The 16798-nt window shown below is 59.3% G+C and carries 11 protein-coding genes; 8 read left to right on the top strand and 3 right to left on the bottom strand.

The annotated features are described in order from the left end of the window. Positions 1-126 precede the first annotated feature (126 nt). Positions 127-480 carry a DOPA 4,5-dioxygenase family protein gene (locus tag HB376_RS19295; protein WP_213765264.1) on the top strand — a complete coding sequence of 118 codons (354 nt, stop codon included), beginning with the start codon at positions 127-129 and terminating at the stop codon, positions 478-480. Positions 481-518: 38 nt separating this feature from the next. Here HB376_RS19295 and HB376_RS19290 read toward each other — a convergent pair whose 3' ends face one another. Then, positions 519-1535, bottom strand: a complete 1017-nt coding sequence (locus HB376_RS19290) for a LacI family DNA-binding transcriptional regulator (protein WP_213765263.1) — start codon at positions 1533-1535, stop codon at positions 519-521. Between the two features lie 291 nt (positions 1536-1826). Between HB376_RS19290 and ugpC the strand changes: the two genes are divergently transcribed. The 6 genes from ugpC (at position 1827) to HB376_RS41645 (ending at position 9844) form a co-directional block, all read left to right on the top strand. Then, a complete protein-coding gene (ugpC, locus tag HB376_RS19285) occupies positions 1827-2969 on the top strand; it encodes a sn-glycerol-3-phosphate ABC transporter ATP-binding protein UgpC (protein WP_213765262.1) in 1143 nt (380 codons plus the stop codon). Between the two features lie 11 nt (positions 2970-2980). Continuing rightward, the gene (locus HB376_RS19280) at positions 2981-4921 is read left to right on the top strand and encodes a beta-galactosidase (protein WP_213765261.1); all 1941 of its coding nucleotides are present in this window, start codon (positions 2981-2983) and stop codon (positions 4919-4921) included. A gap of 35 nt (positions 4922-4956) precedes the next feature. Further along, positions 4957-6201: an ABC transporter substrate-binding protein gene (locus HB376_RS19275; RefSeq protein ID WP_213765260.1), complete on the top strand. Its 1245-nt coding sequence runs from the start codon at positions 4957-4959 to the stop codon at positions 6199-6201. Positions 6202-6309: 108 nt separating this feature from the next. Continuing rightward, positions 6310-7167: a sugar ABC transporter permease gene (locus HB376_RS19270; RefSeq protein ID WP_255631444.1), complete on the top strand. Its 858-nt coding sequence runs from the start codon at positions 6310-6312 to the stop codon at positions 7165-7167. Positions 7168-7181: 14 nt separating this feature from the next. Beyond that, positions 7182-8033: a carbohydrate ABC transporter permease gene (locus HB376_RS19265; protein WP_213765258.1), complete on the top strand. Its 852-nt coding sequence runs from the start codon at positions 7182-7184 to the stop codon at positions 8031-8033. A 212-nt stretch (positions 8034-8245) separates the two neighbouring features. Further along, positions 8246-9844 (top strand): methyl-accepting chemotaxis protein, encoded by a 1599-nt coding sequence (locus HB376_RS41645; protein WP_213765257.1) that lies wholly within the window; start codon positions 8246-8248, stop codon positions 9842-9844. A 292-nt stretch (positions 9845-10136) separates the two neighbouring features. On the opposite strand, the gene HB376_RS19255 is transcribed toward HB376_RS41645, so the two are convergent. Continuing rightward, a complete protein-coding gene (locus tag HB376_RS19255; protein WP_158937921.1) occupies positions 10137-10346 on the bottom strand; it encodes a hypothetical protein in 210 nt (69 codons plus the stop codon). A 280-nt stretch (positions 10347-10626) separates the two neighbouring features. Beyond that, positions 10627-14103 (bottom strand): response regulator, encoded by a 3477-nt coding sequence (locus HB376_RS19250; RefSeq protein WP_213765256.1) that lies wholly within the window; start codon positions 14101-14103, stop codon positions 10627-10629. A gap of 324 nt (positions 14104-14427) precedes the next feature. On the opposite strand from HB376_RS19250, the gene HB376_RS19245 reads away from it, so the two are divergent. Then, positions 14428-16113: a fibronectin type III domain-containing protein gene (locus HB376_RS19245; protein WP_213765255.1), complete on the top strand. Its 1686-nt coding sequence runs from the start codon at positions 14428-14430 to the stop codon at positions 16111-16113. The last annotated feature ends 685 nt before the right edge of the window (positions 16114-16798 follow it).

Raw genomic sequence — 16798 nt, 5'->3', positions numbered from 1 at the left:
AACATCGCATTGAAAGCTAGCGCGAGCAGGATGGGCATCGAGGTAATAGAATATCCAAACTAGGCCGACCACTGCGCCCGGCAGGAGATTCCCCACCCCTCCACCGGTGCAACCAAACCCACCCCCATGACCCTTCCCGCCACCTCGCCCATCCAAACCTGGCATGCTCACGTCTACTTCGACGCCACCACTCGCGACACCGCCTGGCAATTCCGCGAGGAAATCGCGACGCATTTCGGCGATGCGCTGCAACTCGGCCGGTTCCACGAGAAGCCTGTCGGCCCGCATCCGAAATGGTCGTACCAGCTCGCTTTCGAGCGTGCGCAATTTGCCGATATTGTCGAATGGCTGACCCTGAACCACGGTGCGCTGGACGTTTTTCTCCATCCCAATACGGGAGATTCGTTGCGGGACCATCGCGACGCGGCAGTGTGGATCGGCCACTCGCACAAGCTGGTGCTCGACAACTTCATGGCGTAACGAAAGCGTAAAGCGCTCCGCCCGATCGTGATAGCGCTTCAACCACGCACCGGTCCCGTCGATGCCCTTTGAACCAGCACGGGTGGCGGCGCCACGCGCATGGGTGTCTCGCAGTGGCCGCCGCTTTCGATCAACGCCTCCAGCAACTCAACGGCCATGGCAGCGGCGGCATCGGTAGGGACCGCAACCGTCGATAACCCCGGTCGTGATTCGCGTGCCAGTTGAATGTCAGTAATCCCAATCACTGACAGGTCGTCGGGAATGCGCATGCCCCGATCAGCAGCGGCATGCATCGCGCCTAACGCAGGCAGGTCGTTGGTCGCGAAGATCGCGGTCAGGTCCTCATGCTCCGTCAGCAATTCGCACGCGGCCTCGTAGCCGCCCTGGACGGCGTCGCGAGTAAAACGCGCTTCTTGCGCCGGATGCGCCACGCCCGCAGCCTTCAGCGTGTGACAAAAGCCGGCGTATCGCGCTGCCTGAACACCATCCGGCTGACTCCCGATGATCGCGCCAATCCGTGTATGCCCGAGGTCCAGCAGATGCTGTGCGGCCAGTGCGCCGGCAGCGAAAAAATCGACGGCGACGCACGGCAATCCCGGCGATACCTCCGGACGTTCCCACATGCACAGCACGACCGGTGTGCCGCGTGCGCGCGTGGTGTGAAGATCGTCGAAAGCGATTCGCGAGTTCATCACGAGCACGCCTTCCGACAAGGTCCCCGCAATCTGATCCAGATACGCACGGCTGATCACGGGATCTTCGTTCGTATTGCATACGATCAGAAAACGTCCGTTCTTGCGCGCAGCCCGTTCTGCCGCCAGCGCGAACTCGGGATAAAACGGGTTCGCGATACTGGTCACCATCAACGCAAGAGTAGGTGCGCTCCCTTCAGCCAGCGCCCGTGCGGTCAGGTGCGGCCGGTACCCCAGCGCCTCCACCGCGTCGAGCACTCGCTGACGTGTCGCGGCGCCCACCTTGCCGCGCTTGCGCAGCACGTTGGACACGGTTGCCGGCGTGACACCGGCGCGTATAGCGACTTCGGCCAACGTAGTCATCGAAATCTCAGGGCAAGGGTTAACGGGAGCACAACATCGGCTAAGTTCGGTGAACTATCGGGCGCTTGGCCGCTTCGTCCAAATATCCATCTCGCTGTCCATATTTTGGGATGGCTTCCCGGCATTTGTGTAAATCGGCCGACGCCGCTAGATTTGAGACCCAATGCAGTTAAAAAACATAGACGGAGACAGCCGGTCAAAGCGATCCCAAACACGGATCGTTTTTTCACAGGCAGAAGGTTAAGCGCTTAACCTTCCGTTGTCTCCCCGGTAAAACACGGAGACGTCGGCATGGCGAGCATCTCGTTACGATCGGTTCAAAAAGCGTACGGCGATCACGCACTCGTGATTCGCGATGTCGATCTGGAGATCGGCGAGCACGAATTCTGCGTATTCCTCGGCCCTTCGGGATGTGGCAAATCCACCTTGCTGCGCATGATCGCGGGTCTGGAAGACATCACGGACGGTGACCTGTATATCGACGGGAAACTCGTCAACGAAGTGCCTGCTGCACAGCGCGGCGTGGCGATGGTCTTTCAGAGTTACGCACTCTTTCCGCACATGACCGTCTACCAGAACATGGCGTTCGGCTTGACGCTCGCGAAGACGCCGAAGGACGTGATCGACCAGAAAGTGAAGGAGGCCGCGCGCGTGCTGCAACTCGAAGCGTTGCTTGAACGCAGGCCGAAAGAGTTGTCCGGCGGCCAACGGCAACGCGTGGCGATTGGCCGGGCAATCGTTCGGAGTCCGAGTGTGTTTCTCTTCGACGAACCGCTCTCCAACCTCGACGCTACCTTGCGCGGTCAAACGCGGGTCGAGATTGCGCGCCTGCACAAACAGTTCAATACCGCCAGCGTTGTCTACGTCACTCACGATCAGATAGAAGCCATGACGCTCGCCGACAAGATCGTCCTGCTGCACGCAGGTGCGGACACGGCGAAGTACGGCAGCATCGCGCAGGTGGGTGCGCCGCTCGAGTTGTATCACCGGCCGAGAAGCCGCTTTGTCGCGGGGTTTATCGGCTCGCCGCGAATGAACTTCCTCCCCGCGCGAGTGGTATTGGGCGGCGCGGAAAGCGTATCGATTGTCCTCGACGAAACGAACGAGCGACTGCAGGTTCACGCCAACGGCGAGGCCTTGCGACCGGACCAAGCGGTCACGCTCGGCATTCGTCCCGAGCATCTCGAACCAGCCGCAAACGATGGTTCGATTCAACAAATCGCCCGCACCGTGTCGCTGGTCGAACAACTCGGCGAGCACAGCTATCTGCATCTCGATCAACCGGGCGGTGCGGTGCTGATCGCCAAAGCACCCGGCGACAAGACCCCACGGCAAGGCGAGAACGTCGTCTTTAACGTGCCGCCCGCGTCCTGTCATCTCTTCACCGAGGACGGCTTTGCCGTCACATCGGCTGCCATTGAACACTTTGCGTAGGAGCGCACCGTATGCATCTTGGAGTCTGCTATTACCCGGAACACTGGCCCGAATCGATGTGGAAAGACGATGCGGCGCGCATGAAAGCGCTGGGTATCGACCGCGTCAGGATTGCGGAGTTTGCATGGAGCCGTATCGAACCTGCGCCAGGTGAATACAACTGGGACTGGCTGGATCGCGCAATCGATGTGCTCGCCGACGCGGGCCTGAAGGTCGTCATGTGCACGCCGACCGCGACGCCGCCGAAGTGGCTGATCGATCGTCATCCGGACATCCTGCCCATTGGCGCCGATGGTCGTGCGCGCGCATTCGGCTCGCGTCGGCATTACGATTTTTCATCGCCGTCGTACTTCGAAGCGTCGCAGAAGATTTGCACGGCAGTGGCCGAGCGTTACGGCAAGCATCCCGCCGTGGCGTTCTGGCAAACCGACAATGAGTTCGGTTGCCATAACACCGTCGTGAGTTATTCGCCTGCCGCGTTGCAGCGTTTCAGAGGATGGCTGAAGCGTCGCTACGACACCATCGACGCGCTCAATGCGGCATGGGGCACGGTTTTCTGGAGCATGGAGTTCCGCAGCTTCGACGAAATCGATCTGCCCGTTGGGACTGTGACGGAAGCGCATCCGACACATCGGCTCGACTACCGGCGTTTCGCTTCGGACGAGGTCGTGCGCTACAACCGCATGCAGGCCGACATCATTCGCGCGCATTCACCCCAACGGCCAGTCGCGCACAACTTCATGCAGTTGTTCACCGAGTTCGATCACTACAAGGTGGCTGCGGACCTGGATATAGCAACGTGGGACAGTTATCCGCTCGGCGCGCTGGAGGAGCAGTGGTTCGATCGGTCGATCAAGGCGAAGTGGCTGCGCACAGGGCATCCCGACTTCGCATCGTTTAATCACGATGTGTATCGCGGCATGTCGAAGCTGCCGTTCTGGGTGATGGAGCAGCAACCGGGGCCGGTGAACTGGGCGCACTGGAACCCCGCGCCGCTGCCGGGCATGGTGCGTCTCTGGAGTTGGGAAGCATTCGCGCATGGAGCCGGTTGTGTATCGTATTTTCGCTGGCGGCAAGCGCCGTTCGCGCAGGAACAGATGCACGCGGGTCTGAACACGCCGGATAACCGGCCCGATATGGGCGGCGTGGAAGCGTCGGTAGTGGCGAAGGAAATCGAGCATGTGCTGGAGGCAGATGGTGAATCAAAGGTTTCCACCAAAGTTGCACTCGTTTGGGATTACGAAGCAAAATGGTTATTCGAAATTCATCCACAAGGTGCTGACTTTCACTATCCGCGCTTTGCGTTCGAGTACTACAGCGCGTTGCGTAGCCTTGGACTCGACGTTGATGTGATTCCGGTAGATGCACCACTGGACGGCTACAAGATGATCGTCGCGCCGCCGCTGCCGGTGGTGTCCGAGGAGTTTGCCGACAGGCTCGCGGCAAGCGGTGCGCAGGTGGTGCTTGGTCCTCGCACGGGATCGAAGACCGTCAATCTGACGATTCCCGCCGCGTTGCCGCCGGGTGAGGGCGTCGCGAAGCTCATCCCCATCCGAGTGTGGCGCGTTGAATCGATGCGGCCGAACGTAACCGAAAAAGTGGATCAACGCGGCGAGGCGCGTCACTGGCGTGACTTCATCGAGACGAACAATGGCGTGCAGATTGAAGCGACGTTCGCCGATGGGCACCCCGCTATCGTCCGTAACGGTTCGGTACTTTACCTTGCCAGTCTCTTCGATGAAACGCTTACGCAGGACATCTTCCTGAATGTGGCGAAAGCAGCCGGACTCGATGCCGCACCGCTGCCCGAGGGTATCCGGATCAGCCGGCGTGGTGGCTTGACCTACGTCTTCAACTACAACACGACGCCGTACAGGATTCCGGCCGCCGTGAATTTTATAGTCGGGCAGGAGGAAGTGGAACCGCAGGGCGTCGCGATTTATAGAGCATAGCTAAGCAAACAACACTCATCAATGAGGAGACACGCATGAGAACCTTGATTCGTCACGGACTGACCGGTGTGGCGCTGGCCGTCGCAATGGCTACGACCAGCATCGCGCAAGCGGGGACCTTGACTGCGAACATTGCGTTTAAAGGGGCAAGCCAGCGCGCGGTCTGGCAGCAGACCTTTGATGCTTTCAAGAAAGCGCATCCGGATATTGACGTGAAGGCGACCTTCGTCGATGAAGAAGCCTACAAGGTGCAACTGCCCGGCTGGCTCACAACCGTCGCCCCCGATATTGTCAACTGGCACAACGGCGAGCGCATGGCGTATTACGCGAAGCGTGGCCTGTTCGAAGACCTGACGCCTGACTGGAACAAGAACGGCTGGAACGCTATGTACGCGTCGACGAAAGAATCGTCCACGTACAACGGCAAGCAATATTCGGCGCCGACGGTGTATTACGCCTGGGGCATGTTCTACCGGAAGGACCTGTTCCAGAAGGTCGGCATTACAGCAGAGCCCAAGACGTGGCCCGAATTCCTCGACGCCTGCAAGAAGCTGAAAGCAGCGGGCATTGCACCGGTTGCGGTGGCGGGGCGCGATGCGTGGACACTCGCTGGATGGTTCGATTACCTCGACCTGCGCATCAACGGCAACGCGTTTCATCAGAAGCTGATGGCAGGCGATGTAGCCTACACGGACCCGCGCGTGAAGAAGGTTTACACCGCGTGGAAGGGCTTGATCGATGACAAGATATTCATCGACAACTCGCTGTCCTACGACCTTGACGCGGTGCAGCCGTTCCTGTTCCAGGGCAAGGCGGCCATGATGCTGATGGGCACGTTCATTACCGGCGGATTCCCGGAGAACATCAAGCCGCAGATGGGCTTCTTCCAGTTCCCGATTATCGACAGTAAGGTGCCGACCGCTGAAGATGGTCCGGTGGAGTCGCTGCATATTCCGTCGAAGGCGAAGAACAAGGCGGACGCGCATACGTTCCTGGCATTCGTGGAAACACCGGAAATTAGCGCGCAACTGGCGAAGGGACTGGGGTCGTTGCCGGCCAACAGCAAGTCGCCGGAACCGGATGATCCCATCTCGAAGATCGGCTTCCAGATCCTCTCGCAGACGAAGGGGGGTATCGCTCAGTTCTACGACCGCGACATGACCAAGGAGATGGCCGACGAAGGCATGAAGGGCATGCAGCAGTTCGTGTCTGACCCGACCCAACTTGACGCGATCCTGGCGCAGCTCGAAGCCACGCGTAAGCGTATCTACAAGAAGTAGGGTGAGACGGCGGCTCGCGATCATCACGAGCCGCCCAGGCGATCAGGAGAGAACCTCATGTCCGAAACCCTCAGCGTTCCAGGGATTAAAACAAAGCGCCGCAGAAGGATGTCGGCCGCGGCACGGCAGCAGCGGCTGGCCGCGTTCCTGTTCCTTGCGCCGGCCTGCATCATGGTCGCGATCTACGTGATCTGGCCGATTTTCTCCAGCCTTCGGCTCAGTTTTTACAACTGGGACGGGATGACGGAGAAGACCTTTGTCGGCTTCGATAACTACATCGAACTGTTCCACGCGCCCACGTTTTATACCGCGCTGAAGAACAATGTCTTGTGGCTGATCCTGTTCTTGCTGGCGCCGCCGATGGGTCTCGCCGTCGCGTTGTACCTGAACCAGGCCGTGCGTGGCATTCGCATGGTGAAGTCGCTGTTTTTCGCGCCGTTCGTGTTGTCAGGCGTGGTGGTCGGCTTGATGTTCAGCTGGTTCTACGACCCGACCTTCGGCCTGCTGAAGCTTATTCTCGGGCATGGCGTGCCGGTGCTCGGCGATCCGCATTACGTGACCTTCGGCATTATCTTCGCCGCACTTTGGCCGCAGACTGCCTACTGCATGATCCTGTACCTGACCGGACTGACATCGCTGAATTCCGAGCAGATAGAAGCCGCCCGCATGGAAGGCGCGAAGGGCTGGACCATGCTGTGGCACGTCGTCCTGCCGCAGCTCCGTCCAACGACCTTCATGGCGATCGTGGTCACGATTATCGGCGCCTTGCGCAGCTTCGACCTGATCGCCGTCATGAGCGGCGGCGGCCCGTTCGAAAGCTCCACCGTGCTGGCCTATTACATGTACGACCAGGCGATCAAGTATTACCGCATCGGCTATTCCGCCGCGATCGCCGTGGTGCTGTTCACGATCATGATGGTGTACATCGTTTATCACTTGCGCAGAATGTTGCGCACCGAGCAATAAGCCAGGAGCGCGCCATGTTTCCAATGCCCGTCGCCAAGTGGAAGCCCGTGAACCGGGCGCTTTACAAGTTATCGTTACCGGTCGCGCTGGTGATCTGGTTGTTGCCACTGATAGCAGTCATGGTGACGTCCATTCGTTCCTCCGATGAACTCGTCGAAGGCAATTATTGGGGCTGGCCGCGCCACTTCTCGCTGATCGCCAACTACAGCGACGCGCTGACGACGTCACCGATGCTCCACTATTTGTGGAACAGCGTGCTCATCACGGTGCCTGCTGTAATTGGCTCGATCGTGCTGGCTTCCATGGCCGGTTTTGCGTTGGCGATCTATTCGTTTCGCGGCAACACGACGTTATTCGCAGCGTTTGTCGCGGGGAATTTCGTGCCTATCCAGATCCTGATGATCCCGGTGCGGGACTTGTCCTTGCAGTTGGGCATCTTCAATACCGTCGGCGCGCTGATCCTGTTTCATGTCGCGTTTCAGACCGGTTTTTGCGCGTTGTTCCTGCGAAATTTCATCAAGCAATTGCCGTTCGAGCTGGTCGAAGCCGCGAGGATTGAAGGCGCGAATGAGTGGACGGTGTTCTTTCGTATCGTCCTGCCGTTGATTCGTCCGGCACTGGCCGCACTGGCAATCCTGGTCTTCACATTCGTGTGGAACGACTATTTCTGGGCGCTGTGCCTCACCACGGGAGATGAGGCGGCCCCCATTACCGTGGGCGTCGCCGCGCTCAAAGGCCAGTGGGTGACGGCGTGGAACCTGGTCTCGGCGGGATCCATATTAGCGGCGTTGCCGTCGGTCATGATGTTCTTCGCGATGCAGCGGCACTTTGTTGCCGGGCTGACGTTCGGGGCCACGAAGGGCTAGGGCGATGACCTGTTCGCGCAAGCCATTTCTATCCGGAGAACGACATAGTCTGTCCCCGGAGGCTATTCGTTAGTGGAAAAAAGCGCTTATAACCGAGCTAAATCCCGCTAATTGGGCCGCTTTGATTTATTCACCGATGACCCCTCCAGTCTTGCCTCCGGCCCGCCGATATACCTTCGATAGAAGGTACATGACGAGTCGGAGACAATCGGATGAAAATATCAAAAACGCCCACCGTATCCCATCTTTCGGGATATTCGCGCCTCTTTAGTCACATCAGCTTGCGTACCAGCATCACGCTTGTATTGACGGTTTTTGCCGCGCTGTTGATTGCGGTTAGCGCATTGGCTGGCGTCGCGCTTCAAACCAGTAATGCAGCCATTGAAAAGATGTACACGGAAGACACGCGCTCGCTTCTTCAAATCAAAAGCAGCTATGAACATGTAATGCATGCGCGTCTCGCGCTGGGCAGCTTTGCGGCGCTTTACGGACTAGGCGATGTTCAGCCGGCGCTGCTTGAGGGCGCGCATGGTGACCTGCGTCAATCGGACGAGGAGGTGCGGGCGTATCTCGCGACCGCATCGGCGGACGATACTGAAACGGCGCTGCGCACCCGCTTTGTCGCTGCACGTCAGAAGTACTTGCATGACGGTCTGGAAGCCTCTTTCGACGCGCTGGGTAAAAGCGATTTCTCGACCTACAAATCCCTGCAAGGCGCTGAAACAGAAGCGCTGGCCAACAACTTCGGCGCGCAAGTGGCCGCACTGGAAGGTGTTCTCACCGAGCGTCAGAAGGCGCGCTATACCAGCGCTCAAGACCGCTTCCACACGATGCTCTGGCTACTCGCAGCGGCGGCGTTCGCGTCCGTGATCATCGGTACATTTGCTCGTCATGCATTGCTTAACGCAATCGTCAAACCGGTGGGGCAAGCGATTCGCCAGTTTCAACGGATCGCTGCGGGCGACCTGACGAATCCCGTGGATACCGGCCGCGACAACGAGATGGGCGCGCTATTGCGTGCGCTCGAACAGATGCAGCAATCGCTGGTTGAGACGGTGACGACCGTGCGCGCCAGCACCGAATCGATCAACGTCGGCGCGACGGAGATCGCAAGCGGCAACAACGATCTTTCGGTTCGAACAGAGCAACAGGCGGCGTCGCTGGAAACCACGGCAAGCAGCATGGAGCAAATCACGGCGACGGCGAAAGCGAGCTTCGAGAGCGCCCGGCAAGCGAGAGAAATGGCGACACAAGCATCGGCAATGGCGGTCAAGGGGGGAGCCGTCGTCAGCAATGTAGTAACGACGATGCAAGGCATTGCCGCTCATTCGAAGAAAATCTCGGAGATCACGAGCGTGATCGATGGCATCGCTTTTCAGACGAACATCCTGGCGCTGAACGCGGCCGTCGAAGCGGCGCGTGCCGGCGAACAGGGTCGGGGTTTTGCTGTCGTGGCCGGTGAGGTACGCAGTCTCGCGCAGCGCAGTGCGGCGGCGGCCCAGGAGATCAAGATGCTCATTCAGGACTCGAGCGCGCATATCGACGCCGGATCGACGCTGGTGGAAAGCGCAGGGACGACTATCGGCAGCGTGGTGAGCGCGGTCGAACGCGTTTGCCAGATCGTGACGGAGATATCCGCGGCGGCGGGCGAACAAAGCAAGGGAATCGAGCAGGTCAATCTGGCGGTCGCGACCATGGACCAGAGCACGCAGCAAAACGCGGCGCTCGTCGAGGAAGCCGCCGCCGCGGCACAATCCCTGCAGAGTCAGGCGAGAACGTTAAGTGAGGCGGTCGAGGTGTTTCGGCTTTAAGGCGCGTTCGTTCGGCTGTTGAACCGCGTTATAAGAAAAATCCAGACGTTGCAGGAAATGAACCGGCGCGGTGAATCGAAGTTCGGGAACGTACGACGAATACGGAGTAGATGAGAGGAATATTTTCGGCGCGTGGCGGCCGGTTGCGGTGGGAATATTTCAGCGGGAAGCCGTCTGCGCCAGTAAGGAATTAGTCAGCATGACGGCGAGCGCCGCATGATGCAGCGCGACGAGTGAACGCTATGCACCAGGCCAGCCCTTTGCGCAGCGGCTGGCCTGGTGCGACAGGAAATCAGGCCTGTGTTCCGGCACTGTCCGCGTCATCCGGACTGGCTTCGTCCTCTTTCTTTTCTACCAGCGACTCCAGAGCGCCGGCGCCTTTAAAGCCGGCGACGGCCGCAATCCCTTTCGTCAGAATTGAAGCATCCGGATCGACCTTGTCCGTCGCTTCCACTGCCGCGATTGCACCCGCGACCTTACCTACCTCATCCAGAAAGCCCATATCAATCACCGTATATATTGAACATGAACGCGCACTATTTCACGTTCACGCATATTAAAGGACGTCGCGGTTGGAATCTTCAGCGGCATCTTCCACCGGCGACACTTCTTCCTCTTTCAGCCTCGTCGACGAACACGCCCATTTCGAGTGCACGACAACGAGGGTATATCTTACGTTGATGACGGGCGTCTAACCGCCATCGTCAATGACAATATCACCGCGCGAACTGCAACACTGTAAATTCTTGTCATGGGCCTTCGCGGTCGTTCTTCAACTCAGCTTAGCTACGCATCCGTTCGAGACTCGGCAGCCACACGCGCAGCAGCGAATAGAGCCGGTCCAGGTCGATCGGCTTGGCGAGATAGTCCGTCATCCCCGCTACACGAGTCTGTTCCTGATCGTCCTTCATCGCTTTCGCTGTGATCGCGATGATCGGCAGGGTGGCGAAGCGAGGGTCGGTGCGAATCCGGCGCGTGGCCTCAAGTCCGTCCATGCCGGGCATCATGACATCCATCAGCACAAGGTCGATGTCCGGCGTTTCGTTCAGCTTGGTGATCGCTTCGAACCCGTTGCGCGCGATCTCCACCGTCATGCCCTTATGTTCGAGCGCGCTGCTCAACGAGAAGATGTTGCGGATATCGTCGTCGACCAGCAGGATGCGCCGCCCCTCGAATGCACGATCCCGGCTACGCACCGCCTTCAACATGGTTTGTCGTTCATATGAAAGGTCCGCCTCGACCTTGTGCAGGAACAGGGTTACTTCATCCAGCAATCGTTCAGGCGAGCGCGCGCCCTTGATGATGATCGAGCGCGAATATTTCAGCAGGTCGGCTTCTTCCGCATGCGTCAGGTTGCGCCCGGTATAAACGATTACCGGCGGGAAAGAGCACATGCTTTCGCTCGACATCTTTCGCAGCAACTCGCCACCCTGCATGTCGGGCAGCTTCAGGTCGATGATCATGCAGTCGAAGATAGTCGTTCGCAGCAGCGCCAGTGCCTGTTCGCCAAACTCGACGGCGGTGATGTCGATATCGTCGTCTGCAATGAGTTGCACGATGCTTTCGCGCTGGCGTGCATCGTCTTCAACCAGCAGCACGCGCTTGACCTTCTGCGTGAACTTTTCCTCCAGCTTGTGGAAGATGTCCTTCAGTTGCTCACGCGTAGTCGGCTTGATTGCATAGCCGATTGCGCCGAGATGCAGTGCTGCCTCGCTGCGATCAACCGCCGACACTACGTGCACAGGAATGTGACGCGTGAGCGGGCCGTCTTTCAACTGCTGCAGCAGCGCGAGGCCCGACCGGTCCGGCAAGCCGATATCGAGAAGAATGGCATCAGGCAGGTACTGCGCGGCGAGTTGCAGCGCTTCAACGGCAGTCTGTGCGACTAGGCAGCCGTACTGCATTTCATGGGCAAGCTCGAACAGAATGGCTGCAAATGAAAGGTCGTCTTCGATCACCAGCACTGATCGGCGGCCAGGCGTCCAGTTCGCGCGATCGTCGTCATACGCTGCCACGTCTTGCGTCCCGGAGGCCGGCGGCTGAGCCGGTGCGACGACGACGGGCGCTGGAGCCGGTGCCGTAAATGCACGGACGCTTTCCATCGGCTCGCTGGCGCCTGTCCAGTGCGTGGGTAGCGTCAGCTCGAACGTGCTTCCTGCGCCGAGCGCGCTGTTGACGCGGATTGCGCCGCCTAGCAGCGTTGCGAGATCGCGCGAGATGGACAGGCCCAGGCCGGTGCCGCCATAGCGTCGGCTGGTGGTTCCATCGGCTTGACGGAACGCTTCGAAAATCGTCTGCTGGTGTTCCGGCGCAATGCCGATACCCGAGTCTGTTACGGTAAAGCGTACTCGATTGCCGCTGTCCAGACCCAAGGCGAGCTTGATGGTTCCGGCGTCGGTGAACTTCAACGCATTCGACAGCAGGTTCTTGAGAATCTGTTCCAGCCGCCGCGAGTCGGTGAATATGGACGGCGGCATATCTGCCGCTATATCGACGGCGAATTTCAATTGCTTTTGAGCTGCGAGCGGCTCGAAGGTGCGCTTCAACGATTCAACCAGACGGGGCATCGATACATCTTCCGGCGCGAGTTCGAGCTTGCCGGCCTCGACCTTGGAGATATCGAGGATGTCGTTGATGAGGTTGAGCAGATCGTTGCCGGCTGAATAGATCGTATTGGCAAACTTGACTTGCTCGGCGCTTAAATTTCCACCCGGGTTTTCCGACAGCAGTTTGGCGAGGATCAGCGAACTGTTGAGCGGCGTGCGCAACTCGTGCGACATGTTTGCCAGGAATTCTGACTTGTACTGGCTGGCACGCTGCAGGTCGTCCGCGCGCTGCTCCAGTTCTGCTTGAGCATGGCTGAGCTCCTCGTTCTTTTGATCGAGTGCAAGGGCCTGGAAGGTGAGCTGCTCGTTGATCGATTCGAGCTCCGTTTTCTGATTGCCCAAATTGGATTGCGATTCTTCGAGCGCGGCAGTTTGCTCTTCCAGTTCCTCGTTCGCGGTGCGCAGTTCTTCCTGCTGAAGCTGCATTTCCTCGTTGAGGCGTTGCGTTTCCTCTAGCGTGTCCTGCAGCCGTTCGCGATACATCGCCGCTTCAACCGACGCCCCCATGTTTCCTGCTATCAGCTTCAATAACTCGATGTCCCGCGCCGATACCGGCTTCATGAACCCGAGTTCCACGACGCCATTGACCATGCCGCCGTTCTCGATCGGCGCTATGACTACGCTCTTCGGTGCACTGGTTCCCAGTCCCGATGTGACCTTGAGATAGTTGTCAGGGACGTTGTCGACTTGGATCAGCCGTCCGTCCGTGGCAGCTTGGCCGACCAGCGTCTGCGTGCCCTCGAAGGCTTGCGGATGCTCTTCGTTTTCGCGGCTGAAACCGTAGGCGGCGGTCCGCCGCAACGTGCCGGTTTCATCGCGGACATAAAGTGCCGCTACCGCCACGCCGAGGTACCGGGCGAGAAATTCAAGCATTGCACGGCTGAGTTGCGGCAGCGCCTGTTGCCCGGCAGCGCTTTCCGCCAGCAGACTCTGGCCGGTGCGCATCCATGCCTGCTGTTGCAGGGTTTCGGTGTGTTCAGTCTGCGCCCGCAGTGCACGGTCGTAGGTGGTCGACAGGTTCGTTAGCTCGCGCCGTCCGAGCACGGCGAGTAGCAAGCTGAGCGAAAGGCTGATGCCGAGAAAAGCGGCCACGGCGGTGATGGTGACGCGCCTGACCGTCGCCGTACGTTCCCAGCGCAAGTTCAACTCGACATCCATGAAGGCGTTGAACTCACGGCGCATTTCATCGAACTCAAGCTTCCCTTTGCCGGTGCGCATGACGCCCTGGAAATCCTGGTTCGCACGACGCAGGGTAATGAGCTGTCCGGCAATCCCGTCCCACTGCGCCTCCAGCGCGCCGATACGTTTCAGACGTTCGATTTGCGGCGGGTTGTCGCTGACGAGATCGGTCAACGTGGCCAGCTTCGCGGCGAAACTGGCTCGACCGAGTTCATAAGGCGCGAGATAAGACTCGTCGCCGGTGATCAGGTAGCCCCGCATGCCGGACTCGCGATCGACGGCGATCTTGATCAGATCGTTGCTATCCGCGACCACGCGTTCTGAATGGTCGAGCCAGTCCATGGCCGACAGCAGATAGAACAGAAGGGCGACGAATACCGCGGCGGTGGTCAAGCCTGCGCCGATCGGCAACGCAATGTTGCGACGAATTATGCGGCGAAAGCCACGCTGGTCGACGGCAGTATGCTCGGGCATTTTTGTCCCTGTTATTTAATGCGCAAAAAGCGCGGTTCGACCGAATGATTAGCGTGAGCGGGATATGCCGGCACCACGTTCGGTGGTGTCCAGCGTGTCCAGCCAGCGGGAAATGCCGCGCCAATGCCACGTCAATGGCACGTCAATGCCACATCAACCGCTGGCGGGATAATACAGATTTCACGCCGAAAACGAATTACCGCGACCATGTCATGGCCTGGTAAACACATCTGGCAATAATGGAGTGCTTCGGGCCGGTCTGCTCTCTGCGCCGCCGTGGATGCCTTTCGCTGGCTTATCCTCTCAAGGACTGGAACACCAGACATGTCCAACAAGAACATTGACGATCTTCCGTCGGCCGAGCAGGGCGCGAGTGTTTCGCGGCGTGGTTTTCTCAAGCTTGCCGGTGCATCCGGACTGGCAACGGCTGCGGGCGGTCTGGCTTCAGCTAGCCGGGCCGCTGCGGCGAGCCCGGACGGCACGCCCGAGCAAATCCACCTGACGTGGGGCAAGGAGCCGTCGGCCGAGGTGGTGATCTCGTGGGCCTCGCTGGCTCCGGCGGTCAATCCGAGAGTACGCTTTGGCCGTGCCGGCGAGACGAGGATGACGGTGCATGGCATTCAGCGTACTTATACCGATGGACTCAACGGCGAGATTGTCTGCACGTATCACGCGCGCCTTCATGGACTGAAACCCGCGGTCAACTACGAGTACGAAGTCACCGCCGACAACGACAGCAACGCGGCTCACCCCTTCACGGCGAGTTTCCGGACTGCCCCGCACGGCCGTGCCCCGTTTCGCTGGACCAGCTATGGCGATCTCGCCACGCCGAATACCGGCTGGGTGCTCTCGTCGCCGCAGAGCCGCTTTGCCGTGCAGGCAGTGGAGCGGTTTCAGCCGCTGTTTCACTTGCTCAACGGCGACCTCTGTTATGCCAACCTGAACCCGGCGCATCAGCCCGAGGTATGGCGTGACTTCGGCAACAATGCGCAGGCTTCGGCTGCCAATCGCCCCTGGATGCCTTGCCCGGGCAACCATGAAGTGGAATTCAACAACGGCGAGCAAGGCCTCGAATCGTATCTGGCGCGTTATACGCTGCCGGAGAACGGCACGCGTTTTCCCGGTCGCTGGTACAGCTTTCGCGTGAGTTCCGTGCTGTTTGTCTCGCTCGATGCCGACGATGTGATCTATCAGGACGCGGCTGCTTTCGTCGCGGGTCCGAGCCCGCTGGTGCCGGCGGCAAGTACGGGCAAGCCGCCGATCGCCCCGGGGACATCGCTCTACATTCGTGGCTACAGCGGCGGCGAGCAGACGCGCTGGCTCGGGGAGACATTGCGCCGGGCGGCCGCGGATAAGGATATCGACTGGATCGTCGTCCAGATGCATCAGGACGCGCTGACTTCATCGAAGACTGGCAATGGCTCCGACAAGGGTATCCGGGAGGCGTGGCTGCCCTTGTTCGACCGCTATGGCGTCGATCTCGTTCTCTGCGGCCATGACCATGACTACGAACGCAGCTTCCCTGTGCGTGGATGTAATCACCATGCGGGCATGGACGCCTTGACGGGCGAACCGGTGGATACGTTGCAGCCTCGGCCGGTCGTTACGTCGAATCCTGCTGATGGCGCCTTCGATACGAGTCAGGGCACGATCCACCTGATCCTGGGTGGTGGCGGCACGAGTGCGCCGTTGGATGTCTATGGGCTGGACGCTGGAACGGGCAAAGTGCAGGCAAAGGTGTTTACCAAGCCTAACCGGCCAGTAGCGGGGACCGCGGCGAATACGTTCGTGCGTCAGCCCGCCGATGCGCTGGAGGACGCGATCTGGTCGGCGCAGCGTGATACCGGTACGGGTTACGGCATTGCCGTGTTTGATCATGATCCGGGGAAGCCGGGTGGCAAGACGTCCATTACGATGAACTACTATCACGCGCCCGGCGCCGACCAGACGCCGACTGCGACTTACGAGTTGTTCGAAACGATCACGTTTTCGAAGACACGGCCGAGGTGATTTCGTTCGCACTCGGGTTTGGGGTTTGTGCGGGTTCTTAGGGGCTAAGGGGTAGTGGTTGGGGTTTATGCTGGGGTGGTCGGGGGGCAGTGCCGGGGTGGTGGTTTCGGTGTTAGTGGTCGGGGTCTATGCCGGGTTGCTGCTTTCAGTGTTAGTGGTCTGCGAGAGTCGGATATTCTCTTTATCACTATTAGCCACTGTGCGTGGCGGCACGTCATTTCTTTGTCCAAAGCGACAAAGAAACGAAGCAAAGAAAACGCTTTCAAACACGCTACCCTAAGTGTCCACAGCGTGCAGTTTTCATTCATAGGTGCCCCAAAAGCACGGTGCTCGCCAGAGCGCCGGATGTGTGAACCCCTCCTTCTCGCGAATCCTGACACGAACACGCTTCGCCCCGTACGCTCTCGGGCAAGCACAATTGCTAAGGAACCCGCACGGCATTACGGGTATTTACGGCTGCGGTTCTTCGCGGCTTAGCTACCTGGTCTGTGCGACCGTATTCATAGGCCACAGCTTCTTGCGTGTTTGTGTTTACTGCTTCAGTTTTTGTGAATTGGCTGCGCGTTCTGTACAGCTATCTTCGTCGGTTACGGCCGCCCGCATCTTCGCGACCTCGTTTCCAGCAGGGTTGGCGACGAGGTCCGAGGCGCGTACAAATTTGGTGGTCGGTCGTCCGCGGATAGCG

This window comes from Caballeronia sp. dw_19, from assembly GCF_018449515.1.
Classification (GTDB): Bacteria; Pseudomonadota; Gammaproteobacteria; order Burkholderiales; family Burkholderiaceae; genus Caballeronia.
This window is presented reverse-complemented; position numbering and strand designations above follow the sequence as displayed.

Excerpts from the sequence above, each read along its gene's own strand:
- HB376_RS19295 (WP_213765264.1), top strand. The coding sequence starts at position 127 with ATGACCCTTCCCGCCACCTCGCCCATCCAAACCTGGCATGCTCACGTC.
- HB376_RS19290 (WP_213765263.1), bottom strand. The coding sequence starts at position 1,535 with ATGACTACGTTGGCCGAAGTCGCTATACGCGCCGGTGTCACGCCGGCA.
- ugpC (WP_213765262.1), top strand. The coding sequence starts at position 1,827 with ATGGCGAGCATCTCGTTACGATCGGTTCAAAAAGCGTACGGCGATCAC.
- HB376_RS19280 (WP_213765261.1), top strand. The coding sequence starts at position 2,981 with ATGCATCTTGGAGTCTGCTATTACCCGGAACACTGGCCCGAATCGATG.
- HB376_RS19275 (WP_213765260.1), top strand. The coding sequence starts at position 4,957 with ATGAGAACCTTGATTCGTCACGGACTGACCGGTGTGGCGCTGGCCGTC.
- HB376_RS19270 (WP_255631444.1), top strand. The coding sequence starts at position 6,310 with ATGTCGGCCGCGGCACGGCAGCAGCGGCTGGCCGCGTTCCTGTTCCTT.
- HB376_RS19265 (WP_213765258.1), top strand. The coding sequence starts at position 7,182 with ATGTTTCCAATGCCCGTCGCCAAGTGGAAGCCCGTGAACCGGGCGCTT.
- HB376_RS41645 (WP_213765257.1), top strand. The coding sequence starts at position 8,246 with ATGAAAATATCAAAAACGCCCACCGTATCCCATCTTTCGGGATATTCG.
- HB376_RS19255 (WP_158937921.1), bottom strand. The coding sequence starts at position 10,346 with ATGGGCTTTCTGGATGAGGTAGGTAAGGTCGCGGGTGCAATCGCGGCA.
- HB376_RS19250 (WP_213765256.1), bottom strand. The coding sequence starts at position 14,103 with ATGCCCGAGCATACTGCCGTCGACCAGCGTGGCTTTCGCCGCATAATT.
- HB376_RS19245 (WP_213765255.1), top strand. The coding sequence starts at position 14,428 with ATGTCCAACAAGAACATTGACGATCTTCCGTCGGCCGAGCAGGGCGCG.